The organism is Serratia sp. JSRIV006 (assembly GCF_019968685.1).
GTDB lineage: Bacteria > Pseudomonadota > Gammaproteobacteria > Enterobacterales > Enterobacteriaceae > Chania > Chania fonticola_B.
Genome location: NZ_CP074137.1, coordinates 2,734,170 through 2,751,033, shown reverse-complemented (window position 1 = coordinate 2,751,033; position 16,864 = coordinate 2,734,170). Strand labels below are relative to the sequence as shown.

The 16,864-nt window shown below is 53.8% G+C and carries 16 protein-coding genes and 2 pseudogenes; 10 read left to right on the top strand and 8 right to left on the bottom strand.

Going from position 1 to position 16,864, the window contains the following annotated elements; genetic code table 11:
• Positions 1 to 290: 290 nt before the first annotated feature.
• A pseudogene (locus KGP16_RS12795) lies at positions 291 to 437 on the bottom strand (GNAT family N-acetyltransferase); the annotation flags it as partial.
• Positions 438 to 590: 153 nt separating this feature from the next.
• Here KGP16_RS12795 and KGP16_RS12790 point away from each other — a divergent pair.
• The 5 genes from KGP16_RS12790 (at position 591) to ydfG (ending at position 5,359) form a co-directional block, all read left to right on the top strand.
• Positions 591 to 1,232 carry an HAD-IA family hydrolase gene (locus KGP16_RS12790; protein WP_172413928.1) on the top strand — a complete coding sequence of 214 codons (642 nt, stop codon included), beginning with the start codon at positions 591 to 593 and terminating at the stop codon, positions 1,230 to 1,232.
• Between the two features lie 187 nt (positions 1,233 to 1,419).
• Positions 1,420 to 2,862, top strand: a complete 1,443-nt coding sequence (locus KGP16_RS12785) for an MFS transporter (protein WP_218519388.1) — start codon at positions 1,420 to 1,422, stop codon at positions 2,860 to 2,862.
• Positions 2,863 to 2,865: 3 nt separating this feature from the next.
• Complete coding sequence (locus KGP16_RS12780; RefSeq protein WP_059200761.1) at positions 2,866 to 3,924, top strand: aldo/keto reductase; 1,059 nt, start codon at positions 2,866 to 2,868, stop codon at positions 3,922 to 3,924.
• Positions 3,925 to 4,022: 98 nt separating this feature from the next.
• Positions 4,023 to 4,547, top strand: a complete 525-nt coding sequence (locus KGP16_RS12775; protein ID WP_218519389.1) for a GNAT family N-acetyltransferase — start codon at positions 4,023 to 4,025, stop codon at positions 4,545 to 4,547.
• 65 nt (positions 4,548 to 4,612) lie between these two features.
• Positions 4,613 to 5,359, top strand: coding sequence for a bifunctional NADP-dependent 3-hydroxy acid dehydrogenase/3-hydroxypropionate dehydrogenase YdfG (ydfG, locus tag KGP16_RS12770; protein WP_021178016.1), 747 nt, complete (start codon positions 4,613 to 4,615; stop codon positions 5,357 to 5,359).
• 43 nt (positions 5,360 to 5,402) lie between these two features.
• Here ydfG and KGP16_RS12765 read toward each other — a convergent pair whose 3' ends face one another.
• Positions 5,403 to 5,729: a YnfA family protein gene (locus KGP16_RS12765; RefSeq protein WP_059200759.1), complete on the bottom strand. Its 327-nt coding sequence runs from the start codon at positions 5,727 to 5,729 to the stop codon at positions 5,403 to 5,405.
• A 160-nt stretch (positions 5,730 to 5,889) separates the two neighbouring features.
• Between KGP16_RS12765 and KGP16_RS12760 the strand changes: the two genes are divergently transcribed.
• Entirely contained in the window at positions 5,890 to 6,222 is a 333-nt protein-coding gene (locus tag KGP16_RS12760) for a DUF1283 family protein (RefSeq protein ID WP_223501534.1), read from the top strand.
• A gap of 77 nt (positions 6,223 to 6,299) precedes the next feature.
• Complete coding sequence (locus KGP16_RS12755; RefSeq protein ID WP_021804475.1) at positions 6,300 to 6,599, top strand: DUF1161 domain-containing protein; 300 nt, start codon at positions 6,300 to 6,302, stop codon at positions 6,597 to 6,599.
• Positions 6,600 to 6,641: 42 nt separating this feature from the next.
• Here the strand turns inward: KGP16_RS12755 and KGP16_RS12750 are convergent, their stop codons facing one another.
• A complete protein-coding gene (locus tag KGP16_RS12750; RefSeq protein ID WP_021804476.1) occupies positions 6,642 to 8,135 on the bottom strand; it encodes an MDR family MFS transporter in 1,494 nt (497 codons plus the stop codon).
• A gap of 370 nt (positions 8,136 to 8,505) precedes the next feature.
• Here KGP16_RS12750 and KGP16_RS12745 point away from each other — a divergent pair, with 370 nt between their 5' ends.
• Positions 8,506 to 9,876, top strand: coding sequence for a cytochrome c peroxidase (locus KGP16_RS12745; protein WP_371822710.1), 1,371 nt, complete (start codon positions 8,506 to 8,508; stop codon positions 9,874 to 9,876).
• Positions 9,877 to 9,982: 106 nt separating this feature from the next.
• A complete protein-coding gene (gene clcB, locus KGP16_RS12740; RefSeq protein ID WP_115158475.1) occupies positions 9,983 to 11,263 on the top strand; it encodes a voltage-gated ClC-type chloride channel ClcB in 1,281 nt (426 codons plus the stop codon).
• On the opposite strand, the gene bioD is transcribed toward clcB, so the two are convergent.
• From bioD to KGP16_RS12720, 4 genes and pseudogenes are all read right to left on the bottom strand, one after another.
• Positions 11,251 to 11,931: a dethiobiotin synthase gene (gene bioD, locus KGP16_RS12735; protein ID WP_021804479.1), complete on the bottom strand. Its 681-nt coding sequence runs from the start codon at positions 11,929 to 11,931 to the stop codon at positions 11,251 to 11,253. The two genes, clcB and bioD, sit on opposite strands and share 13 nt — an antisense overlap.
• Positions 11,932 to 12,177: 246 nt before the next feature.
• A complete protein-coding gene (locus KGP16_RS12730) occupies positions 12,178 to 12,624 on the bottom strand; it encodes a cyclophilin-like fold protein (RefSeq protein WP_223501433.1) in 447 nt (148 codons plus the stop codon).
• A 51-nt stretch (positions 12,625 to 12,675) separates the two neighbouring features.
• Positions 12,676 to 13,186: pseudogene (locus KGP16_RS12725) on the bottom strand (alpha/beta hydrolase).
• An 11-nt stretch (positions 13,187 to 13,197) separates the two neighbouring features.
• On the bottom strand, positions 13,198 to 14,394 hold the full coding sequence (locus tag KGP16_RS12720; RefSeq protein WP_223501429.1) for an MFS transporter: 1,197 nt from the start codon (positions 14,392 to 14,394) through the stop codon (positions 13,198 to 13,200).
• A 227-nt stretch (positions 14,395 to 14,621) separates the two neighbouring features.
• Between KGP16_RS12720 and KGP16_RS12715 the strand changes: the two genes are divergently transcribed.
• Positions 14,622 to 15,545 (top strand): LysR family transcriptional regulator, encoded by a 924-nt coding sequence (locus KGP16_RS12715; RefSeq protein ID WP_021804483.1) that lies wholly within the window; start codon positions 14,622 to 14,624, stop codon positions 15,543 to 15,545.
• Between the two features lie 42 nt (positions 15,546 to 15,587).
• On the opposite strand, the gene KGP16_RS12710 is transcribed toward KGP16_RS12715, so the two are convergent.
• A complete protein-coding gene (locus KGP16_RS12710) occupies positions 15,588 to 16,805 on the bottom strand; it encodes an ROK family transcriptional regulator (protein ID WP_021804484.1) in 1,218 nt (405 codons plus the stop codon).
• Positions 16,806 to 16,864: the final 59 nt, after the last annotated feature.

The window sequence follows — 16,864 nt, the reverse complement described above, 5'->3', positions numbered from 1 at the left end:
AAGGTCGACTGGTTGTTTTTTGACTGTGCATGAGTGTCTAAGACCGGGTTAAACTGGCGTAATGGATAAAGGAGAGTTATGTCAGGATAAAAAACATAATTGATGCAACAGGTTGGAATTTTGATAATTCATTACCGATACACCAATTAATAAAGTGAATAGCTCACGTTGACTTTATATAAGCTTATGCTACTCACTCCATGAGTGTAATAAAACGATTTCAAAACATTGCCAATCATTTCTTTAATAAAGACATAAAATGAAATACATCCGTTCCGTCCCTGCTTCAACTACAAAACAAGCGTCATAAATCTGCTGTTTGGATCAGGCTGATACTCTGCGAACGGTTCGCAATCCACAAAACCATGATTGCGGTAAAGCTGATGACAGGCGGCAAATCCCGGTTGTGTCCCCGTTTCCAGGCTAAGACGCGAAATGCCCCGCGCGCGCGCGATTCGGTAAGGCACAACCTGGGCCGCATTTTTTCACTTTCCGGCGGTGGTTCAGGCCATCACTTGATTTCCGTCAACAAGACCTTAGCGCCACTCTGTTGTTATTGGGAAACCGAGGCTTTAAATCATAAGGGATTTATGAACGCTATCGCTTGCAAGGCAGTACTGTTTGACCTGGACGGCACCCTGGTGGACTCAGGAGCCTGTATTGAGACATTGTGGGCTGAATGGGCAACCCGGCATCATCTGGATGTGGACTATGTCCTGGCAAATATTCACGGGCGCACCATCGAGGAAACGCTGCGGCTCGTCTCCCCTTACTTTGACAACCCACAGTGCGTTGATGAAGTCAAAACGCTCGCCATCGAGGCTCTCAGCCAGGTGGGTGCCATTACCGGTGCCGTTGAGCTGGTGCGCCAGTTGCCGCCGCAATGCTGGGCAATTGTTACCTCCGGCGCCAAGAAAGTGTCGATGCAAAGCATGATCAGCGCAGGCATCCCACACCCGCACATGATGATCACTTCGGAAGATATCGTGTACGGCAAACCCCATCCAGAACCTTATCTGATGGCGGCAGCCGGATTTGGCCTGCCGGTGCAGAAATGCGTGATTTTTGAAGATGCGATTTCTGGCGTGAACTCCGCCATTGCCGCCGGAGGGCAAGTGATCGTCATCGGTGACGGTGTGCCGATTTCCTCCCCGCAAATCAAGGCTACCGTGGCTGACCTGAGTAGTTTTAAAGCCGAGTTTATCGACGGTATCATCCATTTATCCTGGTAATTACCGCACGCTGGCGGATACACGATGCATCTAGATGGGCACACTTGCTGTGCCCGCTAATAATCACCTTATTAACTTCTTTTTAACCTCCCCGTGATGCGTTATGCTCAAAAATCCGACGTGGTGATTTTTGAAACGGGATTCCTGTTATGTCCGCCTATTTACCGTACTCCAGCCGGAGCCGTCCATGAGTTGGTTCTCGCGCGCTAGCGCGCTTCCCCTGCTGGTTGCCGGGGCATTCTTTATGGAAAACCTGGACGGTACGGTGATTGTTACCGCGATGCCGCAAATGGCGGCGGCCTTTGGCGTACAGCCGGTAGATATGAACATCGGGGTTTCGGCCTATATTCTTACCCTGACGGTATTTATCCCCGCCAGCGGCTGGATCGCCAACCGCTTTGGTGCCCGCAATATTTTCACCGCCGCCATCGTTATTTTTACCCTGGCCTCGGTGCTATGCGCCCTCAGTACCACCTTGCCGCAGTTTACCGCGGCTCGTATCCTGCAAGGCTTTGGCGGTGCGCTGATGGTGCCGGTTGGCCGCCTGGTGGTGCTGCGCAATACCGCCAAACCCGATCTGATCAACGCCATTGCCACTATCACCTGGCCGGGGTTAGCCGCTCCGGTCCTGGGGCCACCGGTTGGCGGTTTTATCACCACCTACGCTTCCTGGCACTGGATTTTTATCCTCAACGTGCCGCTTGGCCTGTTGGCCCTGTTCTTCGCCTGGCGTTTGATCCCTCATGAGCCCGCGCAGAAAGGCGTTCCCTTTGATGGACTAGGTTTTGCACTCACCGGAGTCGCCTGCTTTGGGCTGATGTTTGGGTTAGATCTGATCAACAGTCCGCAACTTTCCTGGTTGGTGCCTCTGTTATGTCTGGCTGCCTGCCTGGCGCTGGGAAGCCTGGCGATACGTCACGCCAAACACCACGCCTATCCCTTGATGGACCTCTGGGCCATGCGGATAAAAAGTTACGCCGTCACTATTAAGGGCGGCACTCTGTTTCGCATCGCCATCGGTGCAGTGCCATTCTTGCTGCCCTTGCTGTTCCAAATCGGCTTTGGGCTGAATGCCTTCGATGCGGGGTTGCTGGTACTGGCAGTGTTTGCCGGTAACCTGGTGATGAAACCGTTCACCTCACCCATCCTCTACCGGTTCCGCTTTCGTACCACGCTGGTGGTCAACGGCTTGCTCAATGCCGCCACCATTTTTGCCTGCGCGTTGCTAACCCCGCAGACCCCCACCTGGCTGATCCTGACGCTGCTGTTTGTCAGTGGCTTGACGCGTTCAATGCAGTTCACCGCGCTGAATACGCTGGCGTTTTCCGAAGTGCCGCAACCGCGCATGAGCGGTGCCAACACGCTGTTCAATATGGCCCAGCAGATGGGAAGCGGATTGGGTATCGCCATCGGCGCGTTGGCGCTGCGGCTGGCGGAGATGCTGATGCCGCAGCAACAGGGCGCAGTGCCGCTGGCCGACTTCCAACTGGCCTTTATCGTGATTGGCGTGATCGCCCTGGTGGCGGTGCTGGATAGCTTTACGCTTGGCGCAGAGGCGGGCAATGAAATCCGCCAGAGGAAAAGCTCCCCTACGTCTGAAAAATCTATGGCAACCAAAGTAAGGAGTTAAACGATGCAATACCGTCAACTTGGCCGGTCCGGCCTGAAAGTTTCGGCTCTAAGTTTAGGCACCATGACCTTTGGAGGACAAGGCAAGTTCGCCAAAACCGGCGCGACAGACGTTAACGAGGCGCGCAATCAAATCGCCATGTGTATTGATGCGGGGATCAACCTGTTCGATACCGCCGACGTCTATTCAGCAGGCCAATCGGAGGAGATCCTCGGCCAGGCATTGGGCAGTAAACGCCACGAAGTGCTGGTCGCCAGCAAGGCCCGTTTCCCCATGGGCAGCGGCCCGAACGATGCCGGGCTGTCACGCCACCACCTGATCCGCGCCTGCGAAGCCAGCCTGAGACGCCTGAATACCGACTATCTCGATCTCTATCAGCTACACGAGTGGGACGGCATCACCCCGGTAGAGGAAACGCTGCGGGCGCTGGAGGATCTGGTGAGCAGCGGCAAGGTGCGCTACACCGGCTTGTCCAACTTCTCCGGTTGGCACCTGATGAAACACCTAGGCAGTGCCGAACGGTTGGGATTGGTCCGCCCGGTCAGCCAACAGATCCATTACAGTCTGCAGGCGCGCGAAGCGGAATATGAACTGCTGCCTGTTGCTCAGGATCAGGGGCTTGGTGTGCTGGTCTGGAGCCCTCTGGCCGGTGGCCTGCTCTCGGGCAAATACCGCCGTAATCAACCCACACCGGAAGGCACGCGCCATCTGGCCAACTGGGGTGAGCCGCCGGTGCGTGATCAAGATGCGCTGTTTGATATTGTCGAAGTGCTGGTGGATATCGCCCACTCCCGTGGTATCTCTGCGGCACAAATCGCGCTGGCCTGGCTGTTGGCCCGCCCAACGATAACCTCGGTGGTCATCGGTGCCCGTAATGCGGAACAGCTCAAAGATAACCTGCACGCCGCCAACCTGATCCTCAACGAAGAAGAGCTGCAGCGCTTGGAAGAAGTGAGCCGCCCGCCGCTGATTTATCCTTACTGGCACCAAGCCTCAACCGCACCGGATCGTCTCTCTGCGGCCGACCTTTTGCTCCTTGCCCCTCACCGGGTAAAAAAATAAGTCGCATCTGCCGCTAATCAACGTAATATCGATGATCCGCCCCGTTTTAACGGGAGCGGATTTTTGCCGTTTTAGGCCTGAAAAGCGAGGTGATAATAATGATGCACAGTGACCTTACTCAGTGCCGTGTGAACACCGATCGGTTGTTGATTGCCCCTTTTACCGCAGCAGACGCCGACGATGTTTACCAGGCGATCACCCCTACGCTAACGCGTTTTTTAACCTTTGAACCAGAAGAGTCTCCCGAGGCGTTTGCCAACGTCTGGGAAGGCTGGCTGCCGTTGATCCGCGAAGGTGAAGAAGTCATCTTTGTGGCACGGCTGCGTGACAGCAAGCAATTCGTTGGCTTGGGCGGCGTGCATAATCTGCACAACCAGACGCCTGAACTGGGTATCTGGGTGAAAGAAAGTTTGCATGGTTTGGGTTATGGGCGCGAAATCGTGCACGCCATGGCTACCTGGGCCAGCGCACGCTACCAGCCACCGTACTTTATCTACCCGGTCGCCGAGCAGAACACGCCAAGCCGCCGCATTGCCGAATCGCTGGGTGGCACCGTGCAAGGCCGCCGCGATAATATCAAATACGACTGTGTGGTTTACCACGTACCGGCCATCACCGGTTAAAATTGCAGGGTTAACGCAACCGCGTTAGAGTGGATGCAGGCTAAAAACAGTTAAGGAACAGCAGCATGATTATTTTTGTCACGGGCGCTACCTCCGGTTTTGGTGAAGCTATTGCCCGCAAGTTTATCGGTGAAGGCCATCAGGTGATTGCCACTGGCCGTCGTGTGGAGCGCCTGGAGGCGCTGCAGGCAGAATTAGGTGAGGCACTGCATATCGTGCGTTTGGATGTCCGCAACCGTGCGGCGATCCAGCAAGCCATCGAAGAGTTACCCGCAGCGCTGCGCAACGTCGACGTGCTGGTGAATAACGCCGGTCTGGCGTTAGGCCTGGAACCTGCACACAAAGCCAATGCGGACGATTGGGAAACCATGATCGATACCAACACCAAAGGGTTGGTCAACATGACCCGTGCGCTGCTGCCAGCCATGGTGGAACGCAACGTTGGCCACGTGATCAACATCGGCTCCACCGCCGCCAACTGGCCTTATGCCGGTGGTAACGTTTACGGCGCTACCAAGGCCTTCGTTAAACAGTTCAGCCTGGGTCTGCGCGCCGATCTGCACGGCACCCATATCCGCGTTACCGATATTGAGCCAGGCATGGTTGGCGGCACCGAGTTCTCCAACGTGCGTTTCAAAGGGGATGACGGCAAGGTAGATAAAACCTATCAAGGGGTAGATGCCCTGACGCCGGATGATGTTGCCGAAGCGGTATTCTGGGTAGCAACGCTGCCTGCCCGCGTCAATATCAATACCTTGGAAATGATGCCGGTCAGCCAGTCCTTTGCCGGGCTGAGCATTCATCGCGGTTAATGGTTTTTCTCTGTGGCAGGGTAACCAGCCCTGCCATCTCAGTTCACGCAGTGCGCCAACCAGTAACGATAATCAGCATCCCTAGCAGAGCCACCCCGGCCCCCAGCCAATCCATAGTCGACAACTTCACGCCATCTACCACCCGTAGCCAAAGCAGCGCCGTTGCCACATAAACGCCACCATAGGCGGCATAGACTCGCCCACTGGCCGCAGGATGGAGTGTCAACAACCAGACAAACAGCATCAGGCTGAGGGCTGCCGGCAGCAACAACCAGGCGCTGGCGTTTTTCTTTAGCCACAGATACGGCAAGAAACAGCCAATGATTTCGGCCAATGCCGTGGCAAAAAACAGTAAAGTGGTTTTTAGCATTACCGCTATTCTCTCAGTAAATTAAACGAACAAGGCGATGCGCTGGTGCAATATAACGGCACGGTGATATATTTAACCCATGCTATAGCCAGTGTTGCTGGTGGATGCAACACTCACTTATAAGGATGAAACGATGAAATTACTTTCTCTTCCGCGCCTGATGTTACCTGTCGCCATGTTATTGCTGGCCGGTGCCTGGCAAGCTCCTGCCTTCGCTGCCTCTTGCACCCAAGGCAGCACCTGCGTCACGGTTGATGGCAGCGGCGGCGCAGCCATGAGCAATGAACAAGCTCGCCAAAGCAAAGAGCAGTGGAACGAAACCAAATCGCTGCGCAGCAAGGTGAACACCCGTGTCGAGAAGGAGTTTGACAAGGTTGACCGTGCTATTGATGACGAAGATCGTTGTGATAACAGCTACAACGTCAATGCCTATTGGGAACCGTCAACCCGTAAGTGTCTGGATCGCACCACTGGGCGTCCAGTCACGCAGTAATAGCGAGTAAGGGTAAACTATTCAACCTGATGCTGCTATCCTGACAAAGAACATTCGTCTCAAATAAGGATCCAATGATGAAAAAAGCGCTTGTAGTAGGTGTACTGCTGTTAGCCACCGCGCCGCTGGCCGCTTTTGCCTCATGTGAGAGCATAAAGGCGGATATTGCCCAGAAGATTGTCAATAACGGCGTACCGGAATCCGGCTTCAAGCTGGAGATCGTGCCTAACGATCAGGCGAACCTTGCCGGTGGACAGGTGGTCGGCCATTGTGGCCAAGACACGCAGAAAATCGTCTATACCCGCCTGATTAACGGCGACGACAGCGGCGACGCGGCGCAAACTGGCACCAGCCAGGATACCCAAGCCCCGCAGTAACCGCCTTCAGGGCGCGGTTTGTTACTGCGCCCCTCCTCTTTATTAAGCCTGTTTAACCTCTTCACCTTCGCCCTGCGGCCGATGACGCGCCGGGATCAGCATAGCCGCGCCCAAGGCAAACAGCGATATCAACGCCGAGACCAGGAATACCCAATGCATTGAGGCGGCAACATGCCCAATGAGATCCGCCAGCGCCTCTGGCCGCATGGTGTTGCGAACCTCTGGCTCCATTAACTGCTGCACCGGATCAACCGTTTGTGGCAGACGCAAATGCAGGTTGATATTCAACGTGGCCCCCAGAATGGCGGTGCCGATAGCCGATCCGACCATCCTGGTGAATACCGTGCAGGCAGTTGCGATACCGCGAATACTGTAATGTGCCGCATTCTGTACCGAGACCAGAAAGGTGGTATTGCACAACCCCATGCCGACCCCGATGATAAACGCCGCAACCCGCCCCCACAGTAACCCACCCGAAGGCTGTAACAGCAGCAGGATAAAGCCACCGGCCGCCAACAGCAGCGCACCAAGCAGAGCTGTAGTGCGATAAGAAGTCAGCAGCATCAAACGCCCGCTCAGCATACTGGCCAGCGGCCAGCCAATCGACATTAAGGCCAACGTGGTTCCGGCTTCCAGCGGGGTTCCGCCCTTCACACCCTGGATAAAGGTTGGCAAGAAGGCGCTGATGCCCATCATGGCAGCACCGATCACCACGCCGCCAATATTGCCAGCCACAATCACGCGGTTTTGCCACAGGGCCAATGGGAACAACGGTTCAGGAGCACGGCGCTCCTGACGAATTAACCGGTTGAGCGCCACTAACGCCAACGCCAGCAACGGTATGACCCACCATCCCAGCATTTCCGCCTGCAAGAGTGAAAGCAGCAATGCAGCGACAAAGATCGTCAGCCAGGCCGTTCCCGCCAGATCCAGCGCATGTTTTCGCCCCTGTTTGAGGTCAGGCAGGTAGCGCCCCAGGAAATACATCGCCAGCAGGCCAATGGGCAGGTTGACCCAAAATACCAAAGCCCAAGTCGTGTGTTGCACGATAAATGCCCCCAGTAACGGGCCAAGAATAGCCGAAACACCCCAGACGCTAGAAAGATACCCCATCACTTTTGGCCGTTCGGTGGCGCTGTAAATATCACCGATCACGGTGGTGGCGATCGGCATGATCGCCCCGGCGCCCAGTCCTTGCAGCAGGCGGAAGGCAATCAGCCAATACATATTCGATGAGAAACCGCACAGGACCGACCCCAACAGGAACAGCGTGGCGCCAAAGAAAAAGATCGGTTTCCGACCGTATAAATCTGCCAGACGCCCGTAGATCGGGATGGTAATGGCCTGTGCCAGCAAATAGACCGAAAACACCCAGCCCAACAACGAAAAACCACCCAGATCGCCAATAATCGTCGGCATCGCGGTGGCAACAATGGTCGCTTCGATGGCAGACATGAACATCGCCAGCATGCAGGCAAGCAGGATCAACGGCCGATGAGCCACTTGGGCAGTGCTCGAAGAAGTGTTAGTGGTCATCAGTTTACCCTGTGTCCCTATGTCTTTTATTTTACCCGCAGTATAACAGCCGGGGGGGCGCTGTAGTTTGTCAGGGGATGTTGTGAATAAAAATCCCGCAACGAAGCAGCAATTGAACGTGTTGTTACAGCGTCACACAAAAAATAAGCACCCCATTGAATAATAAGGTATTTCTTAGGGGCGGCCTGTAAGCCAAGCCACACCTGCTTTATCGTTAAAACCTATCTGAACGATAGTGCATACCAATGATAGTGATTGATTTTAATCAAGTTGCTAACCGCCCCGGGCCGTGACAATCTGATTTTACCCTCACCATTACCTCTTAATATGTAGGGCTATTTGGAAATCAACTCATTGGAGCGAGAACATGATTAAAAAAATTATTCTGGGCTGTGCCGTTACCGCCGTCATCGGCTATTTGGGGACCGTCGGTTATGTCTATCATTACGATCAACAGCGTAACCCCGCCGTTGCTGGCAATCAAATCGATACCCTGCTAACCCGCAATGGCTGCGACTATTGTCACTCCAACTCGGCTCAGCTTCCCTTCTATGCCGAGTTACCGATCGCCAAACAAATTATGGCGCAGGATATCCTCAGTGGAAATCAGCATTTCAACCTCGATGCTACCCGCTCCGCTCTGCAACAAAAAACTGCGGTGCCTGAAGTCGATCTGGCTAAGCTGGAAGCCGTACTGCAAAACCAGGAGATGCCACCGTCAATGTATAAGATGGTCCACTGGGGCGGAAACGTCAGCGACGGCGATCGTAATGAACTACTGAGCTGGGTCCGTCAACAGCGCGAACAGTTCTACACTTTGCCAGAGACGCCAGCCGAACTGCGCGGTGCCGCTTTACAGCCGGTGCCAGCCTCGCTACCTACCGATCCGCAGAAAGTGGCGCTGGGCTTTCGACTGTTCCACGACCCGCGCCTGTCGAAAGATAACAGCATCTCATGTGCCCACTGCCATAAGCTGGGCGAAGGTGGCGTGGATGGGCGCGTCTCATCGTTGGGGGTTGGCGATCAGGTCGGGCCAATCAACGCCCCGACGGTGTTTAATGCGGCCTTCAATATGGCGCAGTTCTGGGATGGCCGAGCGGCAGATTTACAGGCCCAGGCCGGTGGCCCGCCGATGAACCCGATCGAGATGGCCTCCGAGTCCTGGGATGAAATCATCGCTAAACTGGATCAGGACGCCTTGCTGAAGGCCGACTTCCAGCGCGTCTATGCTAACGGCTTCACCGGCGATAACATTACCGACGCCATTGCCGAGTTCGAAAAGACGCTGATCACGCCAGATAGCCCGTTTGACCGTTACCTGAAAGGCGATAATGACGCCCTAACGGCACAGCAAAAACACGGCTATCAACTGTTCCAGCAAAACAAATGTGGCACCTGCCATACCGGGGTCAACCTTGGGGGCCAGTCCTATGAGGTCATGGGGCTGAAAGCGGATTACTTTGCCGCTCGCGGCAACCCCACCGAGGCCGACCTTGGGCGTTACAATGTCACTAAAAATGATAACGATCGCCACCGTTTCAAAACCCCAACGTTACGAAACATCGCTCAAACCGCCCCTTACTTCCACGACGGCAGCGTGACTTCGCTGCACCAGGCGGTCAAGGATATGCTGACCTATCAGGTCGGCGTTACCCTACCAGAAAGCGATATCAAGGATCTGGTCGCGCTGCTGGAAGGCATGAGCGGTAAATATCAGCCTGCCACGCCTCCGGGCGGTTGATACTGTAGCCACAACGCCAGGTTTCTGATAAAGATTCTCTGGTTTTCAGGTGGGTAGACAAGCACAATGCCCACCTGAACCTCTTATTCTTCATCACTGCCGACACATGAATCAATTGGTCCCTCTGCACCACTATCGCGCCCTGCTGCGCCATCTGTTTATTGCCATCCTGCTCGGCATTTGTGCTGCGCTGGCCGTGTGGTTATTTCACCGCGCCATGTTCGGGCTTGAATGGTTGTTGCTGGATCACGAGGAAGGCAGTTTGGTGGCCGCTGCCGCTGCACTACCCGGATGGCGCAGAGCGTTGACGCCAGCATTGGGTGGATTAGCCGCTGGCTTTTTGTTGTGGATCTACCAGCGTTACCAACATCAAAGACCCATCGCGCCAACGGATTATATGGAAGCGATTGAAGCCGGTGACGGACGGCTAGCCGTTAACGCCAGCCTGATAAAATGCCTGGCCTCACTGTTGGTGGTTTCCAGCGGTAGCACCATTGGCCGCGAGGGGGCGATGATCCTGCTGGGGGCGTTGGTGGGGTCGGTATTTGCCCAGCGCTTTACCCCAGCGAAAGAATGGAAATTGTGGGTGGCTTGCGCTGCCGCAGCCGGGATGGCTAGCGCCTATCATGCCCCGTTGGCGGGTAGCCTGTTTATCGCGGAGATCCTGTTTGGCTCGCTGATGCTGGCCTCGCTTGGCCCGGTAGTGATCGCCGCCGTGAGCGCGCTACTGATGACCAATCTGCTGAACGGTGGCCAGGCTCCGCTCTATATCGTGGAGCCGCTTGCTGCTCCCTGGCCGGTGCAGTATCTGTTAATGGCCTTGGTGGGCATACTGGCAGGAGTTTGTGGCCCGTTGTTTCTGTGGGCGATGGCGGCCAGCGGGCGGGCATTTCGCTCGCTCAATCTCATACCGCCATTACAGCTGGCGCTTGGCGGGCTGATCGTCGGGTTGCTTTCCTTGTTGTATCCCGAAGTCTGGGGAAATGGTTATAGCGTGGTGCAATCGTTGCTCTCGGCACCACCAGGGATGCTGCTGGTCAGTGCGATCCTGATTTGCAAACTGTTAGCCCTGTTGGCCAGTAGTGGATCAGGTGCACCTGGGGGCGTGTTCACGCCGACATTATTCGTGGGGGCCGCATTGGGCTCGGTAGTGGGCCAGATGTTTGGCCTATGGCCAGAGTTGGGTACTGCAGTGCCCATTCTGCTGGCACTGACCGGTATGGCGACATTGCTGGCTGCCACCACTCATGCGCCCATTATGGCAGCATTAATGGTGTTTGAGATGACCGGGGAATATACCCTGCTGCCAGGCATTCTGTTGGCTTGCGTTATCGCCACTACCATTGCTCGCGGGCTACGCCCACAGTCGGTTTATCACAACGCGTAACGGTCAACCAGCTGCGAAACGTCCAGATATTGTGCCAGCTCACGTTGTTCTGCGCGCGGCAGATACGGGATCTCACCCAGCAATGGAGCCGGAATACGCTGCTGCATCGCATCGATAGTTTCTGCATAGTGAGCTAAACCAGGGTTGATACGATTAGCCACCCAGCCCAGCAATGGTAAGCCATCGTTAATAATTGCCTGTGCAGTTAATAGCGCATGACTGACACAGCCCAGTTTGATCCCGACCACCAGGATAACCGGCAGTTGTTCCTGTACCACCCACTCGGCATAAGGACGGAGATCGTTCATCAATACCCGCCAGCCGCCGCTGCCCTCCACCACTACCGTATCGGCCTTGGCGGCGAGATGGTGCAAACCACGGCTCATCAGTCCGTAATCAATATCCTGGGTTGCATGGGCATGAAACACCTCATCCAGACAGGTGATCGGATTGATTTCATCATAGGACAGCGGCAGTGAGGAAGAGGCCTGTAAAACTAAAGCGTCTCTATTGCGGATGCCTTCACCGGTTTCATGGCAGCGCGCCGCAATGGGCTTATAACCCGCCACTGAGCGACCTTGCGCGGCGAAAGCCTGCAATAAACCGCGGGAAACCACTGTCTTACCTACGTCGGTATCCGTGCCTGTAACAAATAAACGCTTTAACATGAATAGATTGCCTTGAAATGCCTCGTTAACCTAAAAAACCGCCGTAAATCACGACGAGAGTCGTCCTACGGGAAAAGTCTAGGGGATGCAACTCAACGGGGGCTTGAGGTAGCTCAATCTTTTGGCGGTAAATAATAAGAAACTCTGATAAGGGGTATCAAGGTCAAAGGAACGAAAACGTACCCAGGTTTTTGTGGCGCCGAGTGCCTCGTATCGGCATGATCCAGGGAGCTAACTACCGTGGTTTTAATGGTCGTTGAACCTAACCCCTATTTTCTTTTTGTCCACACTGGTGGGGAGTTTTTCTGGGTGAATAACTTTCCCGATGGGGGTATAGCGGTAGGATGATTCAAATGACTCATAGAACAACACCAACGTTTGCGTACCGTACAACATGAGATCGCCTGCCTGAATAGTCCCAGGCCGTACAGGGCTTGAAGGCAACTTATGGGGAAGTTCGGCAAATATCTCATTCCCATTCAACTCTTCCATACCAAGTTGCAATGGTAAAGAATTAACAAATGCTTTAGCCGCTGGATTGTCGTGAAGTTTGACCTCAAATTGTTGGTCATCAATATTCATTTTAACCATCATCGGGCTCTCCTTAAGGGGCGGGTTAATGATCATGTCGGCATGGCCTGCCAAAGTACAAGCCAGCAGCAGACCCGGTATTAATGTGTTCTGATATTTCATGCGATAAACCCAAAAAAATTAGCCACACCCGTCAGGATGCGGCTTTTGACATTATTTGAGATTAGCTTTAAAGAACGACGTCAGCTTGGCAAATGGGATCATGTCGCTACGGTCATAAAGATCGACATGGCCTGCCCCCGGCACGATGTACAACTCTTTCGGCTGTCCGGCACGTTTGTAAGCATCTTCACTAAATTCTTTCGATTTCCGGAGAAATAAGATGGCCGGGTTTTCCTTCACTTTCTCCCCAGAAGGAAAGATCAATTGCCAACGTCACAAACCCTTGCTCGGCCAGTTTCTGGGCATACAGATTTGAGCTTTGTTCTTTTACCGCCCCCATCGGATGGCCAATGACAATCGCCGGGTTTTGTGAATTCTGATCCATCCCTTTCGGTATAAACAGATTGCCGACCACACTCATCTGATACTGGTTTTTGAAGGTCACCTTTTGCTGGGTGACTTTATCGCTTTGGTAAAAATTATCGGCTCCGTTAGACATATCGGCGCCAACTGCCGCAAATGAACTGATTAACAGCCCTAACAGCATGGTAAATTTTCTCATCAGAGAACTCCTCATTGGGTTTTGTGGATATCTTTACGTGACGTCAATAACGCCAGGGCGGCCGCTATCACTAACAAAATGCCGCTGATGGTGAAGGTGCTTTGATAACCGCTGTGGTCAAATGCTAACCCGCCGATTGTGGAGCCTAATGCGATGGACAGTTGCACTATGGCAACCATCAGGCCACCGCCAGCCTCCGCATCTTCCGGCAGTGTTCTAGCGATCCACGTCCACCAACCGGTGGGTGCAGCAGTGGCGATTAAGCCCCATAAACCAAGCAGTGTTGCAACAATCCAAACACTCTGACCAAAAGCGATCAGTGCTCCGGCAATAGCGGCCATTAGCAAAGGGATGGCAATGAGTGTGGGGTAAAAACCTGATGCCAAAAATGCGCTAATCACCAGGGTTCCGATAAAGCCAGCAACTCCTATTGCCAGTAAAATAAGCGACAACGTAGTGATATCTACCTGCGTTACCCTCTCAAGGAACGGACGTAGATAAGTAAACAAAGCAAATTGGCCCATAAAGAATAATCCGCAGGCCGCAAGCCCCATCGCCACAAGCGGGTTAGCCAAAAGACGAAAAACAGTACCGTTACGCTTATCGCTTTTATCAGCCTTCATTGCAGGCAGGCTGAACCACTGCCAGATAAAAACAATCACTCCAACCGGAACAAGGCAAAAGAATGCGCCTCGCCAACCGATAATCGAGCCCAGATAACTGCCAAGTGGTGCGGCTATAACGGTTGCCAAGGCGTTACCCCCGTTAAAGATGGCCAGCGCACTTGGAACCTGGTGTTGCGGAACCAGGCGAAGAGCAGTAGCGGCTGATAAGGACCAGAACCCACCAATAGCAATACCAATCAGGGCACGGCCAACCATGTAAATCAGGTAACTGGGTGCTAACGCGAGAATGGATCCGGAGAACGCCATCAACGCAGTCATGCTCAACAGTAATGTCTTGCGATCGAGACCTCCGGCCAGTGTAGAAATGGAGAGACTCGTCAGCACCGCAAATACGCCCGAAATAGCGATCCCCTGCCCAACCAACCCTTCACTGACGCCTAGATCTCCCGATATGGGTGTCAGCAGGCTGACAGGCATAAACTCCGAAGCAATGAGCGCAAAGACACACAACGTCATGGCAAATACTCCGCTCCAGTATGCGCGTTCTTTATGAGGTGATAGATCGTTCGACAAGATGGGCATAAATTGCTGACTCCGAATAACCCCCGGCAGTTTTCAGGTAAACCGCGGCCAAACGCTATTCGCAGGAATAACGCCAGGAAAGTAAAAATGGAAAGAGCAACAGCGTTTATCCACCATCGCTTAATAATCTCTTGCTGGAAATTTTACACTCAGGGTGCATCATTACTAGCTAATGAATACTTAATAGGTTTATAACTGTAGCTTATTAATGAGACGGGCCATACCTGATGAAACGCAACCTGAACGACCTGCTCTATTTTGTCACGGTCGCACGTGAAAGCAGCTTTACCCGTGCCGCAGCACAGCTGGGTGTAACGCAGCCTGCACTCAGCCAGGCGATTTCTGCACTTGAAGATCGTATGCAAATTCGCCTGCTGACGCGTACCACCCGTAGCGTATCGCCGACTTCCGCCGGAGAGCGGTTGCTACTGGCTATTGGTAATCGCATCGATGAGATTGAAGCCGAACTGGATATGCTGACCGAGCTGCGCGATAAGCCTGCAGGTACGGTCCGTATCACCTGCGGGCCAAATGTTTTACACAGTACCCTGCTGCCAAAACTGACCCCGCTGTTGCATGAGTACCCGGATATTAATATCGAGTTCGACGCAAACCATGGTTTTCGCGATATCGTGGCAGATCGGTTTGATGCGGGCGTTCGACTGGGTGACACCATTGATAAAGACATGATAGCGGTACCCATCGGGCCCAAATTACGTATGGCCGCAGTGGCATCTCCGGGCTATTTTTCACGTTATCCTATCCCCAACACCCCCCATGAGTTGACGCAGCACAGGTGCATAAATCAACGTATGGTCAGGTCTGGGGGGTTGTATATCTGGGATTTCGATCAGGATGAGGGGGATCTTAATGTTCGCGTCAGCGGACAGCTCATTTTCAATACCTCTGAACATATTGTTGCTGCGGCGCTTGCAGGACACGGGATTGCTTTTTTGCCAGAAGAAGAGTTTGGATCACATATTAAAGAAGGTAATCTGGTGCGTGTGCTGGAGCAATGGTGCAAGCCCTTCCCCGGCTACTATCTGTATTATCCCAGTCGCAAACAGCCTTCTCCAGCATTCTCGTTGGTCCTTGAAGCACTTAGGATCGGTCGAAAGCGTAGCCCTGCCAACGAGACAGTGGAAGCGTAGTTTTTGGGTTCAATTCCCGGGTAGTTAATGCCACAGGCTAAATCAACCTTGTAGCAACTTCACCAACAAAGAACCGTTATACATGGCTTCTTTCACCAGTGCGGCTCCCGGCATGGTGCCTTGGTTGAAGAACTGGGTGGATTCAACTTGAACATGCTCGCTGTACGCAGGCAAGGATTGCTGACGAATGCAGGAAGCAATCGCCGGATGCAGAATTTCAGCGGCCCGGTTCAACGGTGAACCTACCAGGATTTTTTCCGGATTGAACAGGTTGACCATGATCGCCACAATGCGCCCGACGCTGTGCCCGACGCCAAGAATAATATCTTTGGCTAACTGATCGCCAGCCATTGCCGCATCGCATAGCGATTCCACGGTCAATGGTGCGCCATGCAGCATGGAAGACATCGAGCCTCCCAAACGTTGCTGGGCAATTTCCAGCATGTTTTCAATACTGGCGACCGTTTCCAGGCAACCATGGTTGCCGCAATAGCAGCGTTTACCGTACGGATCGACCTGTGTGTGACCTATCTCCACCACGCTGCTGCTACCCGCATGCAGTACGCGTCCGTTAGTGATCACCCCTGCACCAACGTTATGGTCGATGACGACCTGAATGACGTTGTGGCTGCCACGGGATGCGCCATACAGCGCCTCTGCCATCGTCCAGGCGCAGATATCATGCTGAACATAAACCGGCAGGCCCGTCAGTGCCTCTAGCGCTGGCCCCAATGCCATTTCGTTGACGTCATAAAACGGCATGCGGTGAACAATACCCGCGGCGGTATCAATCATGCCGGGCAGTGTGATGGCGATGGCGGTTAAACGTTCCAGTTTGCTTTGGTGACGGATAAAGAACTGATCGACTTCACTAACGATACGCTGTAATAACGGTTCGGGATGTTCGGCTTTTAACGGCAGCAGTTCTTCAACCACCATCTTGCTACTGAGATCGCGCAGCGCCAGGGTAATGGTGCCACGGCTGATACGTGCAGAGAGGTAATGCCAGGCTTCGGTGTCAAGCACCAGGCCAACGGCCGGTCGGCCACGGCTGCCCACTTCCTGATATTCGGTTTCTTTAACCAGATGCGCTTCGAGCAGCTCACGCACTATCTTGGTGATACTGGCAGGTGCCAGCTGTGCCCGCTTGGATAATTCGATGCGCGAAATCGGTCCCAGCCGATCTATCAGCCGGTAAACTGCCCCTGCATTGGTTTGCTTGATCTGATCAATATGCCCAGGCTGCCCATCCGCAATCACACACCCGCTCCTGCTATTTTTCGCGCTTCTAAATAAAGATTAGGGGCTATGGTGGGGCT